Genomic DNA, 25,356 nt, shown 5'->3' with positions numbered 1-25,356 from the left:
AGGCTCAGCGCAACGGCTGCGCGACGACATCGGCGCCGGCGGCCGCGGTGTCGCTCATATGCTCGCCGAGGCGCTGCAGCTGATCGCCGAGATTTTCGCGCGTGCGCGGATCGACGATGGCGAAAGGCGTCGAGACGGCGACGCTCGCCGCCGTCCCCATTGTCGAGGCCGCGCCGGTCGCCACCTGGCCCAGGCGCTCGCCCACTCCGGCGCGATTATCGGCCAGCGCCTGCCCTTCTGCGAGACGCGCGCCGATCGAGCGCACGATCTCCGGCGATTGCGCGAAAGTGCCATGGCCGAGCGGATCGGAGGATTTCACCGTGGTGAGATCGACGACCTTGAAACGACGCTGCTCCAGAGTGTCCTTGAACGGCTCGCGTTGCGGATCGATCGCGCCGAGCCGGACCTTGTCGCCCCACACCCGGCGGGAGGCGGCGAGCGCCTCGTCCTCGCGCGAGACGAAGAGGGTGAAGATGGCGCGACGCTCGTCGATCTCGGCGATCTGCCGCGAGAAGACGTCGTAATCGACATCGGGCGCGGCCAGCATCACATTCTTGATCTTGGAGGGGAGGCCGCGGTCGCGGATCGCCATTTGGCGCAAGGCTTCCAGCGTCACCCAATTGCCCATGGAATGCGCGAGGATCGAGATTTCGCCGACGGACGGGTCTTTGGCGAGCATATGCAGCACATGCTCCAGCGCGTCGCGGGAATAGCTCGCGCTCTCATGGTCGTAGCCGTAATCGAGCAGCTTGCCGCGCGAGGGCCAGGTGAACAGCACCGGCAGCGCGCTCGTCCCCGAATCATGGACGATCTGCGCGAAGCGAAACACCGCTTCGGCGAAGAGCGTGTTGAAGCCGTGGACGAAGACCAGCGCCTGACGCTTCGGCGCCTTCGCGATGCGCGCGTCGAAACGGCGCGCCGCCTCCTGCTGGTTGACCGCGTCGGCGCGCAGCGTGACGAATTCGCGGCTCGGATCGCCGGGCAGAGTTTCGGGCCATTGCACCTCGCCGATCTGGCGCGCGCCGTCCGGCGGAATGGAGACGGCGATATCGGCGAAGGCGAGGCCCTTTCCGCGCTCGCCGGTGAAGAGATCGCCGGGCTCGGCGCCGCGATCGCTGCGCGTCGTGGCGACCAGCAATTCGACGCGATCGGTTCCGGCCGTCTGCGGCTGTGGGGTCAGCACGCCATGTGGACGTCCGCCGCAGCCGCTCGCCGCCAAGGCGAGGCAGAGAATGAGAGACGGACGAGAAAATCGTTTCGACGATCGGCGCATTCGGCAAAGCTCCCGATCCTCCGAATAAACCGTGGGGCGAGGGGAGTCACGCGCTTACCGTTTGCTCCTAGGTGGCTGCGCTGAAAATCCCGGCGCCGATTGCCGATAATCGAGGCGGAGACGACGCGCCGTCGAAAGGGGTTGGTAACCGTTGTGTAGCGAAAATACGCAACTTTTCAAACCAATAGCGAAGTGTGTGATCCATGGCGGACAATTTGGCCGGGAAATTTCCGTGCGCGTTTCTCCTCGCGGCGACCTTCGCCGCGAGCTGCGCGCCGCTCGTCCTCGGCTGGGCGAGCGGCGATCCGCGTCTCGCCTTCGTCGCGGCGGGGCTCGCCGCGCTCGCGGCGGCGGTGGCGATCGAGCGACGCTTCGCCGCGCAGATAGCGGTGCTGGAAAAAATCGCCGCGGGCGATCGTTACGCCTGCCTTCCGCGCAAGAATGGCGCTCTGTCGGGGCGGCTCTGGCGCATCGGCGAAGAGATTCGGCGTATGCTGGCCGCCGTCGACGCTTTCGCCGTCGCCGAGCGCAGCCGCGAGGCGGAGCAGTCGATCCGCGAAGCCGGCCGCGCCGTCTTCATGGCGCGGCTGCGCGAATCCGCGGCGGAGACGGAGAGCATTCTCGACGCCGCCGGCGCGAAGACGCGGGCGGCGGTCGACGATTGCGCCTTCTGCACCGACGATATGCTCCGCCGGCTCTCCGAGGCGACGGGCGCCGCCGCCACGGCCGCGCAGAATGTCGACGGCCTGGCGCTGGCGGCGCGCGACGCCATCGTCGAGCTGGTCGGCCGCTCCTCCGGCCAGGTGGCGGCGGCGCGCGCGGCGGCCGATCGCAGCGCCGCCGATCTCGCCCGCGCGGAGGAGATCGTGCGCGGTCTCGCTGCGGCCGCCGGGCGCATCGACGCGGTGAGCAAGCTCATCCAGTCCATCGCCGGCCAGACCTCTCTGCTCGCGCTCAACGCCACGATAGAGGCGGCGCGGGCCGGCGAGAGCGGACGTGGCTTCGCCGTGGTGGCGAGCGAGGTGAAGACGCTCGCCAATCAGACCTCGCGCGCCGCCGCGGATATCGAGGCGCAGATCGACTCCATCCGTTTCGCGGTGGAGGGAACCGTCGGCGCCATCGCCGACGTCTCGGCCAGCGTCGATGCGGTCGCCTGCGTCAATCGCGATCTCGCCGACACGCTGAACCGGGAAGCGGCCGAGCTCGACGGCCTGGGGGCGCGCGCCGCGCTCGTCGCCCGCGGCGTCGGCGAGGCGCTGCCGGACGTCGGCGATGTGGTCGCGCAGGCGGAAGCGGCCGGCCGCGCGGCGCTCGCCACGGCGCAGACGCTGCTCGGCGGCTCGCAGAGCCTCGTCGGCGCCGTCGAGCGCTATTTCCTCGATCTCGACAATGGCGCGATCCGCATCGGCATATTGCATTCGCTCTCCGGCACGATGACCAGCAGCGAGCGTCCCTTGCAGGAGCTGCTGACCATGCTCATCGCGCGCTGCAACGAGCAGGGGGGCCTCCTCGGGCGCCCGCTGGAGGCAATGATCATGGACCCGCGCTCCGATCCCGCCCTCTACGCCGCGCAGGCGCGCATTCTGTTGGAGGAGCGCGGCGTCGCGGCCATTTTCGGCTGCTGGACCTCCGCCTCGCGCAAGGCGGCGCTTCCGGTGATCGAAAAAGCCAATGGGCTGCTCTTCTATCCGAGCCAATATGAGGGCGAGGAGCGGTCTCCCAATATCGTCTACACGGGCGGCACGCCGAGCCAGACGGCGATTCCGGCCGTCGACTTTCTGAAAAACCTCGGCGCGCGGCGCTTCTTGCTCATCGGCAATGACGATGTCTATCCGCGCGTCACCAACGCCATTTTGCGCGCCTATCTCGCCGCGCAGGGGGTCGGCGGCGACGATGTCGTCGAAATCTATGCGCCGCCCGCCCTCGAGGATTGGAGCGCCGTCGCCAGAGAAATTCGCCGCTTCGCCGCGCGTCCCGGCGCGGCCATCGTCTCGACCGTGAGCGGCGACGCCAATCTGCGCTTCTTCCGCGCCCTCGGGGCCCTCGCCGCGCCGACCCTGTCCTTGTCGATCGGCGAGGCCGAGCTGCCGGCGCTCGCCCATTGCGCGATCGACGGGCTCTATGTCGCCTGGAACTATCTGCACGCAATCGATTGCGCCGAGAATCGCGGCTTCGTGGCGCAATGGCGCCGCTACAAAAATGCGCCCGACGCCATGACCAATGACGCCATGGAGGCGAGCTATCTCGGCTTCGAGCTGTGGCGCGCGGCGGTGGTCGCGGCAGGCTCCGTCGATGTCGCGGCGGTGCGCCGCGCGCTGCCGCTGCAAAAGCTGCGCGCGCCGAGCGGCTTCTCCCTGCCGCTGGACGCCGAGACGCAGCATTTGCACAAGCCGGCCTTCATCGGCCGCGTCGCCCGCGGGCGCATAACGCCGGTCTTCGTCGGCGAAGGCTTGATCGCCCCGCAGCCCTGGAGCCCGTGGCTCACCAAGAACCACGCCAGAGCGACGCGCGCCGCCTGAGGACCGCAAAAACGAAACGAGCCCGAAAGCGCGCGGTTCGTAGGGCGAGGCCCCGGACCGCGAGCCTTCGGGCTCGCTCGGAAAGACACCCTGATGAAATCAGGGCGTGGCGGCCGTCTTCAGCTTGGAGAGGGCGCGGATTTTCACACGCACGCTCGCCGGCTTGGCGGCGGCCTTGACCATCTCGCCCGTGGCGGGATTGCGCACCAGAGTGCCGGCCTTACGCGCCGGAACCTTGCGCAGAGACACTTTCAGCAGGCCGGGCAGGGTGAACTCGCCGACGCCGCGCGGATGCACGGAGCCGAGGAACACCTCCTCGAGCGTGGCGTAGACCGCCGCGGCGGTCTTGCGCGGCAGCTCGTTCTGCTCGGCGAGCAGATTGATCAGGGCCGACTTGGTCAAGCTCTCCTTCACCGGACGAATCGCGGCGGCTTCGGGTTTCTTGGCCTTCTTGACCGCCGCAGGCTTCTCGCTCTTCGCCTTGGCCATCGCAAATCTCCCTCGAATTCTCATGAAAAGACGCGTCATATCGAACGCGCCATGTGAGGATTCGTTTGCTAACGCTTCGAGACGTGATTCGCAATCGGCGCGATGCTCGATTTTTGCAATGCCGGCTGCGCAAAATCACTCGTCGAACACGCCTTCCAGCGCATAATGCGTCACCGTCTTGCGATTGGCGATGAGCTCGTCGATCGTCGGCTCGCCCTTCAAAGCGCGGGAAATCGCCAGCTTCGTCGCCTCGTAATTGGTGCGATAGAGGTCGCGCCTGTCGAGGTTCGGATCAGTGGCGCAACGCGGATCGAGCCAGACCATGATGATCATGACCAGATCATTCACCTGATCTTTCGGAATGATTCCTTCGGAAACCGCATCGACGATGGCGTCGCCGGTCGCCGCCTGCACGACGCCGCCGAGCAGTTCGACGTAATCATTGGAGCGCACCGTCATCTTGGTCGTCATCATCGTGGCGGGGCGCACCTGCTGATTGAGATCGCGAATGACGAACATGCGCGGATGGCCCGCGACCTGTCCCGTCATGGAGGCGAAAGCCGTTCCCACCGGGCCCTTCACACTGCCGATCAGCACTTCCGGCATAGCGTCGGTATATTGCCCGTCCGCCGCCAGAACCGTCGCTTCGCCCGTCGCCAGCCAGATATCGGTCATCGTCATTTTCCTTTTCATTCGTCGGAGGCGGTCGAATAGCACCGGCCGTCCGCTGCAGGAAGAGGCGCGCCACGCGGGAGCGACAGGCGTCGAATGATGCGATAATTCTATCTTTTAAATATGATTCAGCCGAGCTAGAGTGCGGTCCTGTTTCGAAAGAGGCCGCCAATGAAGACATTCGCTCCGACACTTCTCCTCGTCGGCGCTTGCGCCGGTCTCGCCTTCGCGCAATCGGAGCCGGCGCGCCGGATCGGCGCCGCCGCCTTCGGCGATTGGCGTCTGGACGCGCCCGGAAGCTGGCGCAAGATATCGCCGGCGGATCTGCCGGCCCCGCTCGCCAGCGCGCCTGTCGCCTCGCGTTCGCAAGTGGTCGCGCGTCCAGACGGCGCCGCGCCGCGAACGCTTCCCGGCTTCTCGGCGGAGGTTTTCGCCTCCGGCCTCGAGGGGCCGCGCGTCATTCGCCACGCGCCCAATGGCGATATTTTCGTCAGCGAGAGCATCGGCGGCCGCATCCGCGTCTTCCATTCGCAGGAGGGGAGGATCACGCCGGCATCCTCCCATATCTTCGCCTCTGAACTCGAGCGACCTTATGGGATAGCTTTTTACCCGCCGGGGCCGGAGCCGCGTTTCGTCTATGTCGGCACGCCGACGGCGGTGCTGCGTTTTCGCTATCGAAACGGCGATTTGACAGCCTCCGGCCCCGCCGAGACGATCGCCGCGCTGCCCTGGGACGGCGGCCATTGGACGCGCGATCTCGTCTTTTCGCGCGACGGCGCGACGCTCTATGTCGCCATAGGCTCCAAGACCAATGTCGCTGAAGGCCATCCGCGCCCTTCCGCGCAGGAAATCGCGCAGCTCGAGAAGGCGCATGGCGTCGGCGCGGGAGCAGGCGCGGAATTCGAGCGCGCCACGGTGATCGCCATAGACCCGGACGGAAAGAGCCGCCGCAATGTCGCCAATGGGCTGCGCAATTGCTCCGGCCTGCAATTGCAGCCGGAGACCGACGCGCTCTGGTGCGTGGTGAACGAGCGCGACATGCTCGGCGACGATCTGCCGCCCGATTACGCCACGCGCGTGAAGGAGGGCGGTTTCTATGGCTGGCCCTGGCATTACATCGGCGCGCATGAGGACCCCCGCCACGCCGGCGAGCGGCCCGACCTCGCGAGCAAGATCACTGTTCCCGATGTGCTGTTCCAGCCGCATTCGGCGCCGCTGGGCATCGCCTTCTACGACGGCGGCCAGTTCCCGGCGGAATATAAGGGCGACGCTTTCGTCGCTCTGCACGGCTCGTGGAACCGCGCCGAGCGCACCGGCTACAAGATCGTGCGCCTTTCTTTCAAGGACGGCGTCCCGACCGGCGAGTATCAGGATTTTCTCACCGGCTTCGTCGTCGACGACACGAGGGTCTGGGGCCGCCCCGTCGATGTCGTCGTGGCGCGCGACGGCTCGCTGCTGGTGAGCGAGGACGGCAATGGGACGATCTGGCGCGTCTCCTACAGCGGCGCCGAGCGGACGCAGAGCTCGGGGCTGACGCCGGGCAAGTGAAGGGCGAGTGAGGGGCGACGAGGCGAGCGTATGGCCACGCGGCTGGACGCGGCGGGCGCCTTTGGCCTATTTCTTGGGAAAAATGCCGGGATACGATGACGTCCTCCCGGCGCTCCCGGAAACGCCGAGGCTAGCGCTATGTCCCTCCCACTCGCCACGCCGGGCCGCAAGCTCGGCTCGATCGCCCTTTGGACCGGAATCGTCGCCATCGGCGTCTTCTCGCTCTTCACTCTGGCGGTGGCGCGGGGCGAGACCGTCAACGCAATGTGGCTGGCAGCGGCGGCGATCTGCGTCTATCTCACCGCCTATCGCTTCTATTCGCTGTTCATCGCGGAACGCGCGCTCGGCCTCGATCCGCAGCGCAAGACGCCGGCGCATCGCCGCAATGACGGGCTCGATTATGTGCCGACCGACAAATATGTGCTGTTCGGCCATCATTTTGCGGCCATAGCGGGGGCGGGGCCGCTGGTCGGCCCGGTGCTGGCGGCGCAAATGGGTTATCTGCCCGGCACGCTCTGGCTGCTCACCGGCGTCGTTTTCGCTGGCGCGGTGCAAGATTTCGTCGTGCTGTTCATCTCGACGCGGCGCGATGGGCGCTCGCTCGGCGATCTCATCAAGACGGAGCTCGGCCCGGCCGCCGGAATCGTCGCAATGGTCGGCATTCTCACCATAATGCTCATATTGCTCGCCGTGCTGGCGCTCATCGTGGTCAAGGCGCTGGCCGACAGCCCCTGGGGCTTCTTCACCGTCTTCGCCACTCTGCCCATCGCCGTGCTGATGGGCGTCTATGGCCGCTATTTGCGTCCCGGCCGCATTTTCGAAATGTCGGCCATCGGCTTCGTGCTGCTCATCGGCTCCATCGCGCTCGGCCGCACGGTCGCCGAGACGCCGGCGCTCGCCGCGCTTTTCTCTTTCAAGGGCGAGGCGCTCGCCTTCATGCTGATCTTCTATGGCTTCGTCGCGTCCGTGCTGCCGGTGTGGCTCTTGCTCGCGCCGCGCGATTATCTCTCCACTTTTCTCAAGATCGGAACCATCTGGCCGCGCTTCAAGCATACGCGCGCCTGGATTCCCAATTTCGGCGCCACGGGGCTCGCCGTCGCCGGCTGGGGCTGGTTCCTCTATCAGGGCGTGGTCGATCCTCTGGGCGGCATCAACACGCTCTGGCCCATGTTCGGCATCGCCAATCAAATGCTGGCGGCCATAGCGCTCACCCTCTGCACTGTGGTGCTGTTCCGCATGAAGCGGGAGCGCTACGCGGTCATCGTCGCGGCGCCTGCGGCCTGGCTCTATATCTGCACGCTGACGGCGGGCGCCGAGAAAATCTTCCATCCCGATCCCAAGATCGGCTTCCTCGCCCATGCCGCACGCTATTCCGCCGCCGCGGCGGAGGGCAGGCTGCTCGCGCCGGCCAAGACCGCCGCCGAGATGAGCCGCATCGTCTTCAACGATTATGTGAACACGACGCTCTGCGCCGTCTTCATCGCGCTGGTCCTTTCCATGCTGTTCTTCGGCCTGCGGGCGATCGGCGAGGCGCGGCGCGCGACCAGCGTCACCACCAGGGAGACGAGCGATGAGCTGCACGATCTGCGGATTGCCCGCGCTTGATCTTTCCAAGCTCGGGCAAAAGCTGCGCAATGGCGCGCGGCTGATGATCGGGCAGGGGGATTACGAGGCCTATGCCGCGCATCGGCGCGAGAACCATCCCGACGAGCCGGCGATGACGCGCGAGGAGTTTTTCCTCGAACGTCAGGCGAGCCGTTTCGGCGAGGGCGGACGGCGCGCGCTACGCTGCTGCTGAGCGGCGGAACTGACCGCGCAGCGCCTGAAAGGCCAGCAGCGCGGCCGCCTCGGCGGTGTTCAGCGAATAGGTCATGTAGAGGAAGCCGAGGAAGGTCGGCCGCGTCTCGCGGATTTTCCGGACGAGCGACGTCGGCTCGAAGGGCGCGCGGGCCGCGAGCTCGCGCAATATATTTTCCGCGGCAAGGCGATAGCGGTCGCGCTCGGCGAGGGGAGCTTCGTCCCAAGGCTCCGATCGGGAGCCGAGACTGACGAACAGCGACTGTGCGAGGTTTTCGACCACGTCGATCATGTGAATTCTCTTATGAAGATTTTGAAATCGAGAACGCCTGTCGACGAATGAGACGCCGGATCGCCGCTCTGTCTTCGCGGCGGAACTGGACGGCGTCGCCGCTCGGCCGGAGGGCGGAACGCCCTCTTCTCACCTTCGCCCGATCGCCGTCTTTTACGCTTCGTTAAGCTATCGACGCGCCCCGTCTGCGTGTAGATCGATAATCTACGCAACCACATCGTCCGCGCCCGTCGAGCGATCGGCGGCGCTGCGCGCGAGCCGTCGCCTTCCGCCGTCTCGCCCTTCACCTTTTCGCGACGCTGATCTAATCTCGCCGCCATGTCCGCTGACGCCGATCTCTCCACGCAGACGGGCCTCGCCGCGCTCGTCGATTGGTATGTGACGATCGGCGTCGACATAGCGATCGACGAGGCGCCGCACGACCGTTTCGCCGAGAGCGCCGCGCCGCCGTCGGGCCGCGCCGCCGCGCCTCCGCCCGTCGCCGCGCCCGCGCGTCGCGCCGAGCCGCCGGCGCGGGAGACCCGCTCGCCGCGCCCAGCCGCTCCGGTCTTCACCGAGGAGGCCGCGCGCGCCGCGCGCGAGGCCGCGAGCGAAGCACGAACGATCGACGAATTGCAGGAGCGGCTCGCGGGTTTCGACGGCTGCGCGCTGAAGTCGACCGCCGGGCATTTTCTCTTCTCGGCGGGGGCGCGCGGCGCGGCTCTGATGGTTCTGGACTTCGCGCCCGGCGAGGAGGAGGAGCGCGGCGGCGAGGCTTTCGTCGGGCCGGAGGCGCGGCTGCTCGACAATATGCTGCGCGCGATTGGCCGCGATCGCTCCGGCGCCTATCTCGCCTATGCGACGCCCTGGCGCCCGCCCGGCGCGCGCGAGCTCAACCCTGCGGAAGTCGCGGCGCTCAATCCCTTCCTGCGCCGCCATGTACTGCTGGCCGCGCCGCGCGCGCTTCTCATTCTCGGCGATTTCGCCGCCCGCGCCGCGCTCGGCTCGCCGGATGTCGCGCGATATCGCAACGGCTGGTTCGATTATGATCACGGCGGCGGAACGACGCGCGCGCTGCTCGCCCCGCCGCTCGCCAGCCTGCTGCGAACGCCCATATTGAAGCGCCGCGCCTGGCGCGATCTGCGCGCGGCGGCGGCGCTCGGCTGATCACTCCGCCGCTTCGCCCTCGGCGCCGCCGAAGCGACGGGCGACATAATCCTCGACGATGCGGGTGAATTCCTCGGCTATGCCCTCGCCGCGCAAGGTCATCGCCTTCTTGCCGTCGATGAAGACCGGGGCGGTCGGCGCCTCGCCCGTGCCGGGAAGCGAAATGCCGATATCGGCGTGCTTGGACTCGCCCGGCCCGTTGACGATGCAGCCCATCACCGCGACATTCAGCGTCTCGACGCCCGGATAATCCTGCCGCCACGCCGGCATACGCTCGCGAATATGGGATTGAATGTCGCGCGCCAGCTCCTGGAAGACGGTGGAGGTGGTGCGGCCGCAGCCGGGGCAGGCGGCGACCAGCGGCACGAAGGTGCGAAAGCCCATCGTCTGCAAAATCTCCTGCGCGACGCGCACCTCATTGGCGCGATCGCCGCCGGGCTCTGGCGTCAGCGACACGCGGATCGTGTCGCCTATGCCGTCCTGCAGCAGCACGCCCAGCGCCGCCGCCGAGGCGACGACGCCCTTGGAGCCCATGCCGGCCTCCGTGAGACCGAGATGCAGCGCATAATCACTGCGCAGCGCCAACATGCGATAGACGGCGATGAGGTCCTGCACGGCGGAGACCTTGGCCGAGATGACGATGCGGTCGCGCGAGAGGCCGATCTCCTCGGCGCGCTCGGCCGAGATCAGCGCCGAGCGGGCCAGCGCCTCGCGCGTCACCGCGCGCGTGTCCAGCGGCGCCGCGGAATTGGCGTTGATGTCCATCAGATGCGTCAGCATCTCCTGGTCGAGCGAGCCCCAATTGGCGCCGATGCGCACCGCCTTGCCATGCTTTATGGCGAGCTCGACGATCGCGCCGAACTGGCGGTCTTTCTTCTCCTTGAAGCCGACATTGCCGGGATTGATGCGATATTTTTCGAGCGCCTCGCCGCAGGCCGGATGATCGGCGAGCAGCTTGTGGCCGATGTAGTGAAAATCGCCGATCAGCGGGACGTCGATATTCTTCTGCGCGAGACGATCGCGAATATGCGGCACGGCTGCGGCGGCCTCGTCGCGATCGACGGTGATGCGCACCAGCTCCGATCCGGCGCGGACCAGCGATTCGATCTGCGCGACGGTGGAGTCGACATCGGCCGTGTCGGTATTGGTCATGGACTGGACGACGATGGGGGCGCCGCCGCCGATCGTCACCGCGCGCGGCCCCCGGCCGATCGTCACCGCCGCCGTCCTATGGCGCGGCGCCGGCTCGGCGGAGATGGGGTCGGGAAGGCGGGTCTCGATTTCGTCGGTCATCGTCGGTCTTGTCCCCTCGATGGGATTTGGATCGTCTCGCGTGAGGTCTGCCGCCTTCCTTCTCCCCGCTTGCGGGGAGAAGGTGAGGATGAGGGGCTTGGGCGTTTTCCGCTGGGGTTCGAGCCCCGAGCCCCTCACCCCGACCCTCTCCCCGCTCGCGGGGAGAGGGGGAAATACGGCGAACCCATCACCTGGAATCTGTCGAGCCTTGGTGGGCCGGAACGCGCCCCGCGTCAAGCCGGCGGCAGCAGCCCCATGCGCTTGGCGAGGATGCGGTCCAGCAGCCGCGCCGGCAGCAGGCGCGGCAGCAGCCAATCCAATAGATAGCTCGGCACGACGCGAATGCGCGCCGGAGGCCGCTTCTCGGTCAGCGCGCGCAGCACGGCGGCGGCGACGCGCTCCGGCGGCGGGCCGAGCCGGCCCTTCTCCACCGCCCATTTCTGCAGCCTGCGGGCCGAGGGGCCGTAGACGGTGGAATCATAGCGGCCGAAATCGGCGCTCTCGGCCTTGTCCCATATTGGCGTGGCGATCACGCCCGGCTCTATGACCACCACATCGACGCCGAAAATCATCAGCTCCCGCCGCAGCGAGTCGGACAAGCCCTCGAGCGCATGTTTGGAGGCGGCATAGGCCCCCAGGAAGGGCGAGGCGAGGCTGCCCGCCACCGAACTCATATTCACGATGCGGCTGGGCGGCCCGTTGCGCTTTGCCGTGCTCGCGCCGAGCAGAGGCGCGAAAGCCTGGGTGACGGCGATCTGGCCGATCACATTGATCTCGAGCTGAAGGCGGACCTCCTCGATCGGCTGATAGAGCAGCGGCGCCGGAAACGCCGCGCCGGCGTTGTTGACGAGGCCGGTGAGGCGCGCGCCGTCGAGGCGCCGCTCAGTCTCCCGCGCGGCCTCGGCGACGGCGGCGGCGTCGGTCACATCGAAGAGGAGCGGAGTGAAGCTCGCCGCGCCGAAGCGCGCTTGCAGCCGCGCGCTGTCGGCCGGCGTGCGGACGCTGCCGAAAACGTGGTAGCCTCGCGTCGTCAGCGCCTCGACCAGCGCATAGCCTATGCCGGTGGAGACGCCGGTGACGACGACGAATTTCTTCTCGCTCATGCGCCCGCTCCCGCCAGCGCGCGCAAGGTGGCAATGGTTGAGGAATCTGCGCGGCCGTCGACGAGGGCGGGACGGAAATGCCGCTGAAAGGCGGCGACTGCGCCGGCGCAGGCTTGGTCGTAATCGCCGGTGACGTCGATCTTATAGCCGTAATCGGCGAGCGCCTGCTGCAATCGCCTCACCTCGTCGCCGCGCGCGCCGGTCTCCAGCGTCGCGCCGCCTGTGATGGCGGCGGGCTCCACATAATGGCCGACGCCGAGCTCCGCGAGCGCCTTCCAGGGGAAGAACTCGCCGGGATCGATCTTGCGGCCGATGGCGATGTCCGAATGGGCGAGCACGCGCCGCGGCGCTATGCCCTGCCGCGCGCAAATATCGCGGCAGAGCGCCGCTGTCGCCTCGATCTGGCGGTCCGGGAAGGGGCGCGGATCGTCATGGCCGGGATGGACGATCTCTATGCCGATGGAGGCGGAATTCAGATCGGTCTCGCCGGCCCAGAAGCTGCGGCCGGCGTGCCAGGCGCGGCGCGCCTCCGGCACGAGCTGGAGGATGGTCCCGTCCTCATCGACGAAATAATGCGATGAGACCTGCCCCTCGGAGCTGGTGAGCAGCGCCAGCGCCGAGGCCGCCGTCGGCATCCCCGTATAATGCAGGATCAGCGCGGAGACGGGCGTCAGCCGCTCATTGTGATTGGGCGAGGGACGGAAATCGGCGGCGTGCGGCGTGTCGGGTGCGGGCATTTCGATTCCGATGAGGCCTATGGCCTTCTATACCCCCGACCTGCCGCTCGCGGCCAGCGCCCTCATGCGCGGGACTGCTTCGTCTCGCGCCGCTCACGCCGCTAGAGCGGCGAGCACGCGCGCCCAGGAGCGAGAGCCTTTCTTGAACGAGCTATAGGCGTATTTTTCGTTGGGCGAATGAATGCGGTCGTCCTCGAGCGCGAAGCCGATCATCAGCGTGTCCATGCCGAGATCGCGCTTGAAGGCGCCGACGATCGGAATGGAGCCGCCGCAGCCGACCAGCGCCGCCTCCTTGTCCCACTCGTCTTGCAAGGCCCGCCGCGCGCGCGTGAGCGCCTCTGAGCCGAAGGGCAGCTGCAGAGCGCGCGAGGCGCCATGGGGAACGAATTTTGCGCGCACGTCCACGGGTAGGCGATCGCGCACGAAGGCGCGGAACGACTCCAACACTTTCTCCGGGTCCTGCGTCCCGACGAGGCGGAAGGAGATTTTGGCGCTCGCTTGCGCCGGCAGCACGGTCTTGGCGCCCGGCCCGGTATAGCCGCCGATGATTCCGTTCACGTCGCAAGTCGGGCGCGACCATACTTGCTCGATGAGGCTGCGCCCGCGCTCGCCAGCCGGGCGCGCGACGCCGACGCTCTTCAAAAACGCCGTCTCGTCGAACTCTAGCCCGCGCCATTGCGCGGCGATCTCCTCGGGCAGCTCGGCGACGCCGTCATAGAAACCGGGCAGCGTCACGCGGCCTTCGGCGTCATGGAGATCGCCGATGATCTTCGCCAGCACATGGATCGGATTGACGACCGGCCCGCCGAATATGCCCGAATGCAGATCGCGATCGGCGGCGGTGAGGATCACCTCCTCTTGCGCCAGGCCGCGCAGCATCGTGGTGATGGCGGGCGTCTTGGCGTTCCACATTCCGGTGTCGCAGACGAGCGCCAGCGCCGGCTCGGACAATTCCTCGCGATTGGCGGCGAAAAAATCCGGCAGGGACGGTGAGCCGGTCTCCTCCTCGCCCTCGAAGAGGAAAGTAATATGGCAGGGCAGGCCGCCATTGCGCTGAAAGGCGCGGCAGGCCTCGAGGAAGGTCATCAGCTGGCCTTTGTCGTCCGAGGCGCCGCGGGCGACGATCTCCTCGCCCTTCTCGCCTTGGACGAGGCGCGGATCGAAAGGATCGCTGATCCAGAGCTCGAGCGGGTCCGGCGGCTGCACGTCATAATGACCGTAGAACAGCACATGCGGCGCGTCCGGCCGCTTGGCCTTGGCGTGGCCGACGACGATCGGATGGCCGGGCGTGTCGCGCACGCTGGCCTCATAGCCGAGCTCGCGCAGCTGGCCGGCGAGCCAATCGGCGGCGCGTCGGCATTCGGAAGCGAAAGCGGGATCGGTGGAGATGGATTTGATGCGCAGAAAATCGAAGAGGCGATCCGTGGCCGCGGGCAGATCGGCGTCCAAGGATTGGAGAACGGTTTCCGTCGACATGAAAGGGGCTCCGCTGCGGGTCGCGCGCATTTTCGGGACGGGCGAGTCGCGATGAAAACTGCAAGCTGGTCTCGAAGCTAGTGCGAATGGAGCGTCATGAAAAGAGCGGCGGCCGTGAGATCAGCTGCGCGGCACGGAACGTGCGGCGCGAGCCGCTACAATAGAGAGAAAACGATCTCGAACGATGGCGAATAATTTGGGTGGAAGCATTCCATAGGCGACCGATAGATCATCGGCTCCGGGGAGCCGACGCAGGTCTGGTCCGGGCCAAACGAATTCATTCCATTCGGATAGAACGACCCAAGAGCGCGCTTCGTCCAGACCGAGACGTGATTTGACTTTCGCCGGGATTTCGACCGCCACGGCCGCGTCGCTCGGCTCCCGATGGGTGATCGGCAATACCAGCACGCGCGTGACGCCGACCTTGTCGGCGCGAATCGCCGCGATAATCGCGCAGGGCCGGTCCTTTTGGCCTTCTTCGCGACCGTCCAGAAACTCGCTCCGCCAAAGGTAGCTGTAACGGACGACGAGTCCGGGAACGGGTGCGGGAAGCGCCACCGTCTTTAATTCAATTCATCGTCGAGATGAGCGAATTCTTCTGGAACCTGCGCTCGGCGGACTGCTTCCGCCCATTCCTCTGGCAATTCGCTGGTCGGGCCGACGTTTCGACTACACTGCTTCAGCCGCTCCCACTGCTCTGCGGAGATGACGACGAGCGAGTCGCGGCCCTCGCGAGTTATGACCACGGGCTCATGGCGCGCTTTATCGCTCAGGGCTCCGAAGTCCTGCTGAAACTCGGCGGCGGTCACGCGTGTGGTCGACATGAAATTCTCCAAAGCAATAGTAGGTCCAAACCCGCCCCCGTTCAATCCGAAGTTCTGTCCCCTTCCGGCGTCGCCCGCACTTCCCAAGCCCTCATGTGCAGCCTAAGTAATGGGCGCGCTCCGTTCGGTGGGGCGGTGACGTCATGAGGAGACTTTCGGATGAATTTTTCCTTCCGCTGGCCGTCTCTGCTGGCCGCTCTCTTCCTCGCTCTCTCGCTCTCGGGTTGCGGCTACAACACGATTCCGACGCAGGAGGAGGAAGCCAAGGCCAAATGGGCCGAGGTGGAGGCGCAATATCAGCGCCGCGCCGATCTCATCCCCAATCTCGTCGCCACCGTGCAGGGCTACGCCAAGCATGAGAAGGACGTGCTCACCGCGGTGACGGAGGCGCGCGCCCACGCCTCGCAGGCCAAGGTCGATGTCTCGCAGCTCACCGATCCTGAAAAATTGAAGCAGTTTCAGGAGGCGCAGGCGCAGCTCTCCGGCGCGCTGGGGCGGCTGCTCGCCGTCAGCGAGGCCTATCCCGATCTGAAATCCAACACCAACTTCCTGGCCTTGCAATCGCAGCTCGAGGGCACGGAGAACCGCATCAATGTGGCGCGGCGCGATTACATTCAGGCGGCGCGGGAGTTCAACACCTCGCTGCGCACCTTCCCGACGCTGCTCTGGGCCAAGACCGTCTTCGCCGGAACCAAGCCGCTCGCCGAATTCACCGCCAACGCCGGCGCGGAGCAGGCGCCCACGGTGAAGTTCTAGAATCTTTTTGCAATGGGAGATCGCCGCTGATGCCGTCGCTTCCTTCGTGGCCTTCGCGTCGCCGCGGCTCTTTCGCCACGATGCGCGGGACGCGAAGCCTCGCTCTGCTGGTCTTTCTTCTGCTGCCGGCGCTCGCTTTCGCGGCGCTCGATTTTCCCGCGCTCACCGGCCGCGTCGTCGACGACGCCCATATTATTCCGCCGGCGGCGCGGCAGGCGGTCGAGACGAAATCGAAAGAGCTGGAGGAGAAGTCGGGCATTCAGCTCGTCGTCGCCACCGTGCCGTCGCTGCAGGACACGGATATAGAAACTTTCGCCAATGGCCTGTTCCGCTTCTGGAAGCTCGGCGAGGCGAAGGTCAATAATGGCGTGCTGTTCCTCATCGCGCCCAATGAGCGCAAGATGCGCATAGAGGTCGGCTATGGGCTCGAGGGGACGCTCACCGACGCGCTCTCCAAGGTCATCATCGCGACGGCGGTGACGCCGAAGTTCAAGACCGGCGATTTCGGCGCCGGAATCGAGCGCGGCGTCGATGGCATCATCGAAGTGCTGAGCGGCGATTCCGCCGAATGGGAAAAGCGCGTGAAAGTGCGCGCCGAGCATTCCGAGCCCGGTTTCGACGAGATCGTGCCCTTCATCATCTTCCTGCTCTTCATGTTCGTCTTCTTCTCCATGCTGGCCAACGCCCGCGGCGGCGGGCGGCGCATCTATCGCGGCGGGCGCGGGCCGATCGTCTATTTTCCGCCGTCGAACGACAGCTGGTCCGGCGGCTCCTCCTGGGGCGGCGGCTCCTCTTGGGGCGATGGCGGCGGATTTTCAGGCGGCGGCGGCTCGTCGGGCGGCGGCGGCGCCTCGGGGGATTGGTGATGCCGATTTCAGATGCGGATAAAGAGCGCATAGCGGCGGCGATCGCCGCCGCCGAGCGGCGCACGGCGGGGGAGATCGTCTGCGTCTTGGCGCGCCGCTCCTCCGATTACGCCTATGTGCCGCCGCTACTGGCGGCGCTCATCGCGCTCATCGCGCCCTGGCCGCTGGTCTTCTTCACCGAGTTCGGCGTGCGGCTCATTCTGGCCATTCAGATTCTCGTCTTCATCGGCGCGGCGCTGCTGTTCTCGCTGCCGCCCTTGCGGCTCGCGCTGACGCCGCGCTTCGTCAAGCGCGAGCGCGCCCATCGCGCGGCGATCGAACAGTTTTTCACGCGCGGCGTTTCGGCGACCAGGGACCGCACCGGCGTGCTGATCTTCGTCTCGCTCGGCGAGCGCTATGCGCGCATCATCGCGGACGAGGGGATAGCGGCGAAAATTCCGCAGGAGGATTGGCGCGCGGCGCTCGATCTTCTGCTCGCGCGCGTGCGCGAGGGGCGCATCGCCGATGGCTTCGTCGATGCGATCGGCGAATGCGCGCGGCTCTTGTCGAAACATGTGCCGCCCGGCGGCCATGAGGAGCTGCCGGACAGAATCTATGTGATTTGAAAAATCCCGGAGACGCCGGGGGGCGCTCCGGGAAGTCGCGCGAGGAGAAGGCTCTCAGCCGAGCAGGCGGGTGAGCTGGTGAATGACGACGATGAAGAAGGCGAGCGCGCCGATGATGCCGGCCAGCGCTTTGAAGACCTCCGCATTGCTGTGCATGACGTATTCTCCCTCAGTGCTTTTTTTCGAAGACGATGACGCAACCGCATCGCCCGTGCGCATCGTCGTGAATGAAACTGCGCCGCCGCAGCGGCGCCGACAATTGCGCGGAGCTGCGGCAGAATGGCGCGAATAGCGCAACCGAATTGTATTTTCGGCGGAAAGCGCGGCGGCTACAAAAAGTCGCGCCCAGCTAATTGCGAGACGGGCCCGCGATAGCCGCAACTCGACTCCGTCACCGTCGCGTCGTTAATGGAAAAGCAATCTCTATGGCGACACGGGGCGCGGAAGCTTATTCCAAGCATTAACCCGTTTACGTTAATATCCGTAGGGCGCGAGTCGCGAGCGGCGCGCGCCGGCATCGTTCGAGAGCGGATGGCGCGCGAAAAGCGCGCCCGCCGCCGGTGGCGTGAGGCAGGAGAGCATGGTGTTCCGCGGCAGTTTCGCGCGTGCGTCCATTCTGGCGTTCGCAGTCGGGCTCGGTTCGTCCTTCGTCGTTGCGCATGGCGCAGACGCCGCGCCGCGCGCGCCCTTTCGCGGGCCGCTGGCCGTCGCGCCGCCGCCACTGGTTCGGCAGCTCGAGGTTTCTCGGCCGCCCATCGGCGAGCCGCCGGCCGAGCTCTTCCCGCCGCCGCGAACCTCGGCGCTGCTTCCCATCGTCAATTCCGTTTCGATCGTTCTCCCGCCCGCAGCCGGCGGCTTCGATGTCGCCGAGGCGCTGATCGGCGAGGCGCAGCGCGCTTTCGCCGACGCGCTCGACGCCTGGGCGAGCGCGGCGCGCGGCTCGGAGCAGCGCGCGCGGCGCAAAGCGATCGTCGCCTTTTATGCGCAGCGCGCCTATGCGCCGCTGTGGCGCGAGGGCGACTCCTGGCGCGCGTCCGCGCCGGCGGCCATAGAGCGGCTGAGCCGCGCGCGCGACGATGGTCTCGATCTGCGCGGCCTCGCCTATCCTTCGGAGACGAAGCTCGGCGGCGACGCCGATGAATTCGCTTTGTCGGAGGCGGTCGTCGCTTATGCGATTCAGGCGTCCGGCGGGCGCGTCGATCCGCGGCGCTTGTCGCGGCTCATCAGCGCGCATCCCGCTCTGCCGGAGCCGGGCGCCGCGCTCGCGACCATCGCCGCCGCGGGATCGCGCGCCGGCGATCGTCTACAAGACTATAATCCGCCGCATGAGGGCTATCGCGCGCTGCGCGCCAAGCTGGTCGAGCTGCGCAGCGCTGGTCTGCCGGAGCTGGACAGGCGTTTCGCCGCGGCGTCGCATTCGCTCGCGCGTGACGCCGATCCGCGCGCGCAGGCGCCGAGCGCGCCGCCGCGCCGCTCCAATGCGCAGGTGGAGGCCGAGATCATCGCCAATATGGAGCGCTGGCGTTGGCTGCCGCGCGAGCTCGGCGAGAGCCGCATAGAGGTGAATATTCCGGATTTCGAGCTCGCCGTGGTGCGCGACGGGCAGGTGGCGCATCGCGCCCGCGTCATCGTGGGCAAGGAGGGCACGCCGACGCCGGTGTTCTCGGACAAGATGCAATTCATCATCGTCAATCCCTATTGGAATGTGCCGCCCTCGATTCTGACGAAGGAGATGCTGCCCAAATTCGGCGGCGATCTCAGCGCCATCGCCGCGCGCGGCTATGAGGTGATCACCCGCAAGGGACAGACTTTCGTGCGGCAGAGGCCGGGCGAAGCCAATGCGCTCGGGCGCATCAAATTCATGTTCCCGAACGACTTCTCGGTCTATCTGCACGACACGCCCAATCATGGGCTGTTCACTTCGGCGCATCGCGCCTTGAGCCATGGCTGCGTGCGCGTCGATCAGCCCTTCCGCCTCGCCGAGGCGGTGCTGGGGCCGGGCAGCGGCTGGCCGGAGGAGCGCGTCCGCAAGCTCGTCGGCTCCAGCGAGCGCTACATAAATCTCGCGCGGCCGCTGCCGATCCACATCGAATATTTCACCGCTTTCGTCGATGAGAACGGCCGCCTGCAATTGCGCGGCGATCTCTACGGCTATTCCGCCAAGGTGCGGCAGGCGCTGGGGCTCGAGGGGTAATTTCGGCTTCGCGCGGCGCCGGCCGCCTCCTTCTCCCCGCTTGCGGGGAGAAGGTGAGGATGAGGGGCTCGGGGCCTTTTCCGCTGCGGATAAAAAGCCCAGGCCCCTCACCCTGACCCTCTCCCCGCGCGCGGGGAGAGGGAAAGAGCGTCACAGAGTCGGCGCGTAGCCGAAGGCTTGATTCAATCGCGACAATGCGACGCCGAGGTCGATCGCGGCGCTCGCTCGCGCGCGCTGCGCGTCGAGCTGCAATTGGCGCACGCGGTAGAGATCGAAAGCGTTGATCTCGCCGAGCCGGAAGGAGCGCCGCGCGAGATCGAACTGTTCGGTCGCGACCGAAAGGCGCTTGGCGGCGAGGCTATCGGCGCGTCGCGCCGCGGCGACGGCGGCGCGGGCGGCGTTGATCTCCGCGGCGACGAGCCTCTGCGCGCGGCCGAATTCGGCGTTGGCGCGGTCGAATTCCGCCTGCGCCTCGGCGATGCGCGGAATGTTGCGGCCGGGCGTCGGCAGCGGAATGCGAAAGCGCACGCCGACCGTATTATTGTTGGAGCGGATCGGATCTTCGGTGGCGGGCTCTGTGCCTTGCTCATTGCGGCCGAAGATGGCGATCTCCGGATTGTCGATGAAGCCCGTCTCGATGAGCCGCATCTGCGCCTGCGCCTTGGCGAGCGCGGCGATCGGCGCGCGCAGCGCGGGATGATCCTCCGGCGGGCGCGCCGGCAATGGCGCCTCCAGCGTTCCATCCGGCGTGGCGCCGTCGGTCAGCACCTCATAGGCGGCGCGCGCGGCCTTGGCGGCGGCGTCGGTCTGCGCCACTTCCGTCTCGGCGGCGAGCGTCTCATTGCGCGCGAGCAATTCGTCCTGCGCGGCGTTTTCGCCGAGCTCGACGCGCCGCTTCATGTCATGGCCGATATCGCGCGCCGTCGCCAGACGATCGCGCGCGATGGCCGCGTCTTTCGCCGTGCGTTGCGCCGTCCACCAGGCGTCGCGCACCAGCGCCGCGACATCGAGCCGGCGCAGCGCCAGACGCTCGACGATCTCGGCGACGCCGGCGGTGACATTGAGCTCATACGCCTCGCGTTCGCCTGGCAGCCAGATCGGCATTCCGATCTCGAGCTCGGATTCGCGATAGCCCTGCACATTGCCCTTGACGCGCTCCTGCCGCGAGCCGCCGAAGTAGGGCGAGCCGGGCGTGAAGGAATTGGCCTGGGCATAGCGCGAGGCCACGGCGCGGCGTTGCGCTTCCAGCGCGGCGCTCTGCGCATCTATGCCGATCGCCTGATCGAGATGGCGCGTGAGCACGAGGCCGAAGGGCTTGCCCGGCGGCTTCTGCTTTGGCTTGGGTTTCGCCTCTATTCCCGGCGGCAGCGGCGAGACGGCGAGCTTGGGCTTCGTCTGCGCGGCCGCGCTCGCGGCGAGGACAAGGACGAGCGTGGTCGTAAGAAGCGGAGGAATGCAGCGCATAGTTTTCATCGGCGCTGAATCCGCCAGCGGGAATCCGGCGCCGTGGTCGTGGCGGGCTGCGTCGCGGCGCGCTTGCGCAGCAGGCGCTTGAAGTCGAAGCGTTCGTAGAGAATGGGCAAGAGCAGCAGCGTGAGCGCGGTGGCGGTGACGAGGCCGCCGATGACGACGATGGCGAGCGGCCGTTGGATTTCTGCGCCCGGGCCCTTGGCGAAGAGGAAGGGCGCGAGGCCGAGCGCGGCGATGGTCGCGGTGAGCAGCACCGGGCGCATACGGCGGCGCGCGCCTTCGCGCACGGCCTCCGGTATGGCGCGGCCTTCGGCGACGAGCTTGTTGATATAGGAGATCAGCACCACGCCATTGAGCACGGCGATGCCGATGAGCGCGATGAAGCCGACGGACGCCGGCACGGAGAGGAATTCGCCGGAGAGCCACAGGCCGATGACGCCGCCGATCGCCGCGAAAGGCACGTTGCAGAAGACGAGCGCCGCCTGCGACAGGGAATTGAAGGTGAGATAGAGCAGAAGGAAGATGAGCCCCAGCGCCAGCGGCACGACGATGGCGAGCCGCGCCGAGGCGCGCTGCTGATTCTCGAACTGCCCGCCCCAGACCAGCTCATAGCCCGGCGGCGTATGCACCTCCTTGGCGACGGCGGCCTTGGCCTCGTCGACGAAGCCGACGAGATCGCGTCCCGTGACATTGGAGAGCACGGTGGCGTAGCGCCGCGCCTCTTCGCGGATCACCTGGATCGGGCCGTTCTCGGCGCGAATGTCGGCGAGCTGCGACAATTCCACCACCTTGCCGTCGGCGGAGACGACCGGCACGCGGGCGAAATCCACCGGCGAGCGGCGCGACACCGGATCGCCGCGAATGACCAGCGGCGTGCGCACCGGGCCCTCGAGCACGAGGCCGACCTGCGTTCCGTCCACCCATATGCGCAGGCCGTCCTGTATCTCGCTGGCGTTGAGGCCGAAGCGGCCGGCGGCCAGACGATCGATGCGCGTGGTGAGATAGCGCATTCCATCGTTCTGCAGCGCGAAGACGTCGCGCGAGCCGTTGATCTTGCGCAAGGTCCCGGCGATCTCGCGCGCGAGGCGGTTCAATTCGTCGATGTCGTCGCCGAACACTTTCACCACGACGTCGCCGCGCGCGCCGATGATCATCTCCTGCACGCGCATGTCGATCGGCTGCGAGAAAGCGTAGGAAATGCCGGGGAAAGTGTCGAGCACCTGGCGCATCTCGCCGAGCAGCCAGGCCATGTTCGGCTCGCGCCATTTGTCCATCGGCGCGAGCGTCAAAAACATATCCGTCTCGTTGAGGCCGACGGGATCGATGCCGAGCTCGTCGGCGCCGGCGCGCGCCATCACGCCCTTGATCTCCGGCACGCGCGCCATCAGCGCGCGCTCTATGCGCATGTCGGTCTCGGCGGTCATGTCGACGCTGATGGTCGGATGCTTGCGCACGGTGATGACCGGCGTGCCTTCGTCCATCACCGGCATGAAGGTCTGGCCGATGTGATTGGAGGCCAGCAGCGCCAGAGCGAGGCCGACAGTCACGGCGGCGCCGACGACCATCGGGCGCTGCAATGCGCGCTCGAGCAGCGGGTCGTAGAAGGCGGAGATTTTGCGCACGAGCCAGGGCTCGTCGCTGCCGCCGGCGCGCAGCAGGGAGGCGGCCAGCGCCGGCACCACTGTGAGCGAGAGAATGAGCGCCGAGCCCATGGCGAAGGCGATGGTCAGCGCGACCGGCGCGAACAGCCGCCCCTCGAGCCCCTCGAGCGAGAGCAGCGGCAAAAAGACGGTGATGATGATGACGGCGCCGGAGACGAGCGGGCCGGCGACCTCGCGCGTCGATTCGTAAGTGATGCGAATGCGGTCTTGCAGGTCGGCCTTTTCCATGCCGGCGAGGCGATGCTCGACATTCTCGACGACGACGACGGCGCAATCGACCAATATGCCGATGGCGATGGCGAGGCCGCCGAGCGACATGATGTTGGCCGAGAGCCCGTAGAGCCGCATGATGGCGAAGGTGGAGAGCGCGGCGAGCGGCAGGATCAGTGAGACGACGAGCGCCGCGCGCAGATTGCCGAGGAAGAGGAACAGCAGAATGACGACGAGGACGATGGCCTCGATCAGCACTTTCTGCACGGTCCACACCGCTTTGGAGATGAGCTCGCTGCGATCGTAGAAGATCTCGACCTTTACGCCCTCCGGCAGGCGCGGTTTCAGCTCCTCGAGCTTGGCCTTGACGCCGGAGACGACGGTGCTGGCGTCGGCGCCGCGCAGGCCCAGCACCAGCGCCCAGACGGCCTCGTCCTCGCCATTGCGCGTTGTGACGCCATTGCGGGCGAGCGCGCCATTGCGCACCTCGGCGACATCGCCGACGCGCACGATTCCGGTCGGCCGCGCGGCGACGACGACGGAGCGTATGTCCTCGAGCGTGCGCAGCCGTCCCTCGGCGCGCACCAGCAGCGCCTCCTCGCCGTCGCGCACGCGGCCGGCGCCGTCATTGCGGTTGTTCTCCTCGAGCGCGTCCTTCAGCATCTTGACCGTGATGCCGCGCGCCGCCATGGCCGGCGGCGAGGGCGCGACCTCGAAAGTGCGCACATAGCCGCCGAGCACATTGACGTCGGCGACGCCGGGCAGGCCGCGCAGCGCGGGACGAATGGTCCAATCGACGAGGCTGCGCTGCTCGGCGGGCGTGAGGCCGCCGCCGACGAGGGTGAACATCAGCATTTCGGCGAGCGGCGTGACGATGGGCGCGAGGCCCCCCGAGGCGCCCGCCGGCAATTGGTCGGCGACCGAGGCGAGGCGCTCGTTCACTTGCGTGCGCGCCCAGAAGATGTCCGTGCCTTCGCTGAATTCGAAAGTGAGCAGCGCCACCGAATAGCGCGTCGTCGAGCGCATACGCACGAGATTTGGAATGCCGCGCGCGGCGATCTCGATCGGCGCGGTGACGCGATTCTCCAGCTCTTCCGGCGTCAGGCCGGGCGCGCGCATGGAGACGAGCACCTGCACCGGCGCGACATCGGGAAAAGCGTCGATCGGCAGCTTGGAATAGGCGTTCGCGCCCCAGACCGCGAGAGCGATCGCAGCGAGAAAGACGAGAAGCCTCTGGCCGAGCGCCGCTTTGATGAGTTTATCGAGCATGTCGCCTTTCGCTCACTTAGCGCTCGGATCCTTGGCCGCCAGCTCGGCGAGCAGGGTCAGCATTCCGCGCGTCGCCACTTGATCTGCGGCCGAGAGCGGCCCTTGAATCGACGCGGATTGCGGCGTCTCCGAGACGAGGGCGACCGGCACGGCGCGAAAACCATCCGCAGAGCGCAGAAACACCCAGTCCTTGTCGCGATAATGGACCACGGCGTCGGCCGGCACGCGCCAGAGCGTCCCGCCCGTTCCTTTGATGCGCAGAATGGCCTGCACCGCCTGTCCCGGTCGAATCGGGGATTTGCCGGGCGAGAATTCCGCGACCGCAGTGACCGATTGCGTCGCCGGATCGACGGTGCGGCCGATGCGGATGAGCTTGCCTTCGACGCCATGGCTCGGCAGCACGACCTTATCCGTGCGGTCCAGGGCGGCGGCGCGGCCGGTGGGAATTTGCAGATTGACCCAGATCGGCTTGAGCCGCGCTATTGTGACGAGCGGAGCGGCGGCCATCACGCGGTCGCCTACAGTGGCGTGGCGGGCGAGGATGACGCCGGACACGGGCGCGCGCACGGTGAGGGCCGCGCCGAGCTTGCGCTCCTTGCGCAAGGTCTCGATCGCCTGCTCGCTCATGCCGTCGAGCGCCAGCAGCTGGCCGCGCTCGTCGAGCAGCGAGCGCGCCTGCGCCGCCTCGGCCCGCGTCACCAGCAGGCGGCGCTCGGCGATGATTCGTTCCTTATATAGCTGTTCGTCGCGGCGCAGCTTTTCGGTGGCGAGCGCCGCATCGGCGGCGGCCTGCAGAAAGGACCGCTGCGCCTCGATCAGCTCGGAGGATTTCAAGGTGGCGATGGGGTCGCCCTCCTTCACCTCCTCGTCCGGCGAGACCAGAATAGTCTCGACGAGGCCGGCGGCGGGAGCGGCCACCATGCGCAATTGCTGCGGCGGAACCGCCACGACTCCCGGCGCGACCAGCTCGTCCGAGCCGGAGCTCTTTTCCACCGGCTTGGTCTCTATGCCCGCGGCCTGGACATCCTGGTCGCGCAGCGGAATGGCGATCTCGTCCGCGGCGACGGCCGCGCTCGCGAAAAGCGCGCCGGCGAGGCCGACAGCGAGAACAAGATGCTGAAACTTTTGTCTTTTCATTCCGCCTGGAACCGGTCTT

General features: G+C 67.1%; 22 protein-coding genes. 9 read left to right on the top strand and 13 right to left on the bottom strand.

From position 1 onward, the window contains the following. Positions 1-4: 4 nt before the first annotated feature. Positions 5-1,273 (bottom strand): alpha/beta hydrolase, encoded by a 1,269-nt coding sequence (locus KP010_RS04245; protein ID WP_142863553.1) that lies wholly within the window; start codon positions 1,271-1,273, stop codon positions 5-7. A gap of 203 nt (positions 1,274-1,476) precedes the next feature. On the opposite strand from KP010_RS04245, the gene KP010_RS04240 reads away from it, so the two are divergent. Continuing rightward, the gene (locus KP010_RS04240; protein ID WP_142863552.1) at positions 1,477-3,792 is read left to right on the top strand and encodes a transporter substrate-binding protein; all 2,316 of its coding nucleotides are present in this window, start codon (positions 1,477-1,479) and stop codon (positions 3,790-3,792) included. A gap of 99 nt (positions 3,793-3,891) precedes the next feature. Here the strand turns inward: KP010_RS04240 and KP010_RS04235 are convergent, their stop codons facing one another. Then, positions 3,892-4,281 (bottom strand): HU family DNA-binding protein, encoded by a 390-nt coding sequence (locus tag KP010_RS04235; RefSeq protein ID WP_018264162.1) that lies wholly within the window; start codon positions 4,279-4,281, stop codon positions 3,892-3,894. 135 nt (positions 4,282-4,416) lie between these two features. Beyond that, positions 4,417-4,956, bottom strand: coding sequence for a formaldehyde-activating enzyme (fae, locus tag KP010_RS04230; protein WP_108916208.1), 540 nt, complete (start codon positions 4,954-4,956; stop codon positions 4,417-4,419). Positions 4,957-5,124: 168 nt separating this feature from the next. On the opposite strand from fae, the gene KP010_RS04225 reads away from it, so the two are divergent. The 3 genes from KP010_RS04225 (at position 5,125) to KP010_RS04215 (ending at position 8,299) form a co-directional block, all read left to right on the top strand. Then, entirely contained in the window at positions 5,125-6,501 is a 1,377-nt protein-coding gene (locus KP010_RS04225; RefSeq protein WP_142863551.1) for a sorbosone dehydrogenase family protein, read from the top strand. Between the two features lie 138 nt (positions 6,502-6,639). Further along, positions 6,640-8,106, top strand: coding sequence for a carbon starvation protein A (locus KP010_RS04220; RefSeq protein WP_216280456.1), 1,467 nt, complete (start codon positions 6,640-6,642; stop codon positions 8,104-8,106). Beyond that, positions 8,072-8,299, top strand: a complete 228-nt coding sequence (locus KP010_RS04215; protein WP_142863549.1) for a YbdD/YjiX family protein — start codon at positions 8,072-8,074, stop codon at positions 8,297-8,299. The genes KP010_RS04220 and KP010_RS04215 overlap by 35 nt, the downstream gene beginning before the upstream one ends. Here the strand turns inward: KP010_RS04215 and KP010_RS04210 are convergent. Continuing rightward, entirely contained in the window at positions 8,285-8,590 is a 306-nt protein-coding gene (locus KP010_RS04210; protein ID WP_142863548.1) for a hypothetical protein, read from the bottom strand. The genes KP010_RS04215 and KP010_RS04210 overlap by 15 nt on opposite strands. Before the next feature lie 318 nt (positions 8,591-8,908). Here KP010_RS04210 and KP010_RS04205 point away from each other — a divergent pair, with 318 nt between their 5' ends. After that, positions 8,909-9,736 carry a uracil-DNA glycosylase family protein gene (locus KP010_RS04205; protein WP_142863547.1) on the top strand — a complete coding sequence of 276 codons (828 nt, stop codon included), beginning with the start codon at positions 8,909-8,911 and terminating at the stop codon, positions 9,734-9,736. Here KP010_RS04205 and ispG read toward each other — a convergent pair whose 3' ends face one another. The 6 genes from ispG to KP010_RS04175 all read right to left on the bottom strand — a co-directional run bounded on the left by ispG (position 9,737) and on the right by KP010_RS04175 (position 15,169). Further along, on the bottom strand, positions 9,737-11,029 hold the full coding sequence (ispG, locus tag KP010_RS04200) for a flavodoxin-dependent (E)-4-hydroxy-3-methylbut-2-enyl-diphosphate synthase (protein ID WP_142863546.1): 1,293 nt from the start codon (positions 11,027-11,029) through the stop codon (positions 9,737-9,739). Positions 11,030-11,262: 233 nt separating this feature from the next. Further along, positions 11,263-12,132 (bottom strand): SDR family oxidoreductase, encoded by an 870-nt coding sequence (locus tag KP010_RS04195; RefSeq protein ID WP_216280455.1) that lies wholly within the window; start codon positions 12,130-12,132, stop codon positions 11,263-11,265. Further along, a complete protein-coding gene (locus tag KP010_RS04190; protein WP_142863544.1) occupies positions 12,129-12,869 on the bottom strand; it encodes an N-acetylmuramoyl-L-alanine amidase in 741 nt (246 codons plus the stop codon). Before KP010_RS04190 ends, KP010_RS04195 begins: the two co-directional genes overlap by 4 nt. A gap of 93 nt (positions 12,870-12,962) precedes the next feature. Then, entirely contained in the window at positions 12,963-14,345 is a 1,383-nt protein-coding gene (locus tag KP010_RS04185; protein ID WP_216280454.1) for a M20/M25/M40 family metallo-hydrolase, read from the bottom strand. Positions 14,346-14,465: 120 nt separating this feature from the next. Beyond that, on the bottom strand, positions 14,466-14,903 hold the full coding sequence (locus KP010_RS04180) for a hypothetical protein (protein WP_216280453.1): 438 nt from the start codon (positions 14,901-14,903) through the stop codon (positions 14,466-14,468). Positions 14,904-14,908: 5 nt separating this feature from the next. Then, the gene (locus tag KP010_RS04175) at positions 14,909-15,169 is read right to left on the bottom strand and encodes a type II toxin-antitoxin system Phd/YefM family antitoxin (protein WP_166141562.1); all 261 of its coding nucleotides are present in this window, start codon (positions 15,167-15,169) and stop codon (positions 14,909-14,911) included. A 159-nt stretch (positions 15,170-15,328) separates the two neighbouring features. Between KP010_RS04175 and KP010_RS04170 the strand changes: the two genes are divergently transcribed. The 4 genes from KP010_RS04170 (at position 15,329) to KP010_RS04155 (ending at position 19,590) form a co-directional block, all read left to right on the top strand. After that, the gene (locus tag KP010_RS04170) at positions 15,329-15,925 is read left to right on the top strand and encodes a LemA family protein (RefSeq protein ID WP_108916219.1); all 597 of its coding nucleotides are present in this window, start codon (positions 15,329-15,331) and stop codon (positions 15,923-15,925) included. Positions 15,926-16,005: 80 nt separating this feature from the next. After that, positions 16,006-16,791, top strand: a complete 786-nt coding sequence (locus KP010_RS04165) for a YgcG family protein (protein WP_216280452.1) — start codon at positions 16,006-16,008, stop codon at positions 16,789-16,791. Then, entirely contained in the window at positions 16,791-17,396 is a 606-nt protein-coding gene (locus KP010_RS04160) for a TPM domain-containing protein (protein ID WP_216280451.1), read from the top strand. The genes KP010_RS04165 and KP010_RS04160 overlap by 1 nt, the downstream gene beginning before the upstream one ends. 580 nt (positions 17,397-17,976) lie before the next feature. Then, complete coding sequence (locus KP010_RS04155; RefSeq protein WP_216280450.1) at positions 17,977-19,590, top strand: murein L,D-transpeptidase; 1,614 nt, start codon at positions 17,977-17,979, stop codon at positions 19,588-19,590. Positions 19,591-19,740: 150 nt separating this feature from the next. Here the strand turns inward: KP010_RS04155 and KP010_RS04150 are convergent, their stop codons facing one another. Genes KP010_RS04150 through KP010_RS04140 form a run of 3 tightly spaced genes read right to left on the bottom strand, consistent with a single transcriptional unit; the run spans position 19,741 to position 25,337 of the window. Then, positions 19,741-21,063: a TolC family protein gene (locus KP010_RS04150; protein WP_246659963.1), complete on the bottom strand. Its 1,323-nt coding sequence runs from the start codon at positions 21,061-21,063 to the stop codon at positions 19,741-19,743. Further along, positions 21,060-24,200, bottom strand: a complete 3,141-nt coding sequence (locus KP010_RS04145) for an efflux RND transporter permease subunit (RefSeq protein ID WP_142864088.1) — start codon at positions 24,198-24,200, stop codon at positions 21,060-21,062. The genes KP010_RS04150 and KP010_RS04145 overlap by 4 nt, the downstream gene beginning before the upstream one ends. A 12-nt stretch (positions 24,201-24,212) precedes the next feature. Next, positions 24,213-25,337, bottom strand: coding sequence for an efflux RND transporter periplasmic adaptor subunit (locus tag KP010_RS04140; RefSeq protein WP_216280449.1), 1,125 nt, complete (start codon positions 25,335-25,337; stop codon positions 24,213-24,215). Between the last annotated feature and the right edge of the window lie 19 nt (positions 25,338-25,356).

The organism is Methylosinus sp. KRF6, assembly GCF_018887255.1.
GTDB lineage: Bacteria > Pseudomonadota > Alphaproteobacteria > Rhizobiales > Beijerinckiaceae > Methylosinus > Methylosinus sporium.
Note: the sequence above shows the minus strand (reverse complement) of the source record. Positions and strands in the feature narration are given on the sequence as shown.

Excerpts from the sequence above, each read along its gene's own strand:
- KP010_RS04140 (WP_216280449.1), bottom strand. The coding sequence starts at position 25,337 with ATGAAAAGACAAAAGTTTCAGCATCTTGTTCTCGCTGTCGGCCTCGCC.
- KP010_RS04210 (WP_142863548.1), bottom strand. The coding sequence starts at position 8,590 with ATGATCGACGTGGTCGAAAACCTCGCACAGTCGCTGTTCGTCAGTCTC.
- KP010_RS04145 (WP_142864088.1), bottom strand. The coding sequence starts at position 24,200 with ATGCTCGATAAACTCATCAAAGCGGCGCTCGGCCAGAGGCTTCTCGTC.
- KP010_RS04190 (WP_142863544.1), bottom strand. The coding sequence starts at position 12,869 with ATGCCCGCACCCGACACGCCGCACGCCGCCGATTTCCGTCCCTCGCCC.
- KP010_RS04205 (WP_142863547.1), top strand. The coding sequence starts at position 8,909 with ATGTCCGCTGACGCCGATCTCTCCACGCAGACGGGCCTCGCCGCGCTC.
- KP010_RS04170 (WP_108916219.1), top strand. The coding sequence starts at position 15,329 with ATGAATTTTTCCTTCCGCTGGCCGTCTCTGCTGGCCGCTCTCTTCCTC.
- KP010_RS04240 (WP_142863552.1), top strand. The coding sequence starts at position 1,477 with ATGGCGGACAATTTGGCCGGGAAATTTCCGTGCGCGTTTCTCCTCGCG.
- KP010_RS04185 (WP_216280454.1), bottom strand. The coding sequence starts at position 14,345 with ATGTCGACGGAAACCGTTCTCCAATCCTTGGACGCCGATCTGCCCGCG.
- KP010_RS04245 (WP_142863553.1), bottom strand. The coding sequence starts at position 1,273 with ATGCGCCGATCGTCGAAACGATTTTCTCGTCCGTCTCTCATTCTCTGC.
- fae (WP_108916208.1), bottom strand. The coding sequence starts at position 4,956 with ATGACCGATATCTGGCTGGCGACGGGCGAAGCGACGGTTCTGGCGGCG.
- KP010_RS04150 (WP_246659963.1), bottom strand. The coding sequence starts at position 21,063 with ATGAAAACTATGCGCTGCATTCCTCCGCTTCTTACGACCACGCTCGTC.
- KP010_RS04165 (WP_216280452.1), top strand. The coding sequence starts at position 16,006 with ATGCGCGGGACGCGAAGCCTCGCTCTGCTGGTCTTTCTTCTGCTGCCG.
- ispG (WP_142863546.1), bottom strand. The coding sequence starts at position 11,029 with ATGACCGACGAAATCGAGACCCGCCTTCCCGACCCCATCTCCGCCGAG.
- KP010_RS04235 (WP_018264162.1), bottom strand. The coding sequence starts at position 4,281 with ATGGCCAAGGCGAAGAGCGAGAAGCCTGCGGCGGTCAAGAAGGCCAAG.
- KP010_RS04215 (WP_142863549.1), top strand. The coding sequence starts at position 8,072 with ATGAGCTGCACGATCTGCGGATTGCCCGCGCTTGATCTTTCCAAGCTC.
- KP010_RS04160 (WP_216280451.1), top strand. The coding sequence starts at position 16,791 with ATGCCGATTTCAGATGCGGATAAAGAGCGCATAGCGGCGGCGATCGCC.
- KP010_RS04220 (WP_216280456.1), top strand. The coding sequence starts at position 6,640 with ATGTCCCTCCCACTCGCCACGCCGGGCCGCAAGCTCGGCTCGATCGCC.
- KP010_RS04155 (WP_216280450.1), top strand. The coding sequence starts at position 17,977 with ATGGTGTTCCGCGGCAGTTTCGCGCGTGCGTCCATTCTGGCGTTCGCA.
- KP010_RS04195 (WP_216280455.1), bottom strand. The coding sequence starts at position 12,132 with ATGAGCGAGAAGAAATTCGTCGTCGTCACCGGCGTCTCCACCGGCATA.
- KP010_RS04175 (WP_166141562.1), bottom strand. The coding sequence starts at position 15,169 with ATGTCGACCACACGCGTGACCGCCGCCGAGTTTCAGCAGGACTTCGGA.
- KP010_RS04225 (WP_142863551.1), top strand. The coding sequence starts at position 5,125 with ATGAAGACATTCGCTCCGACACTTCTCCTCGTCGGCGCTTGCGCCGGT.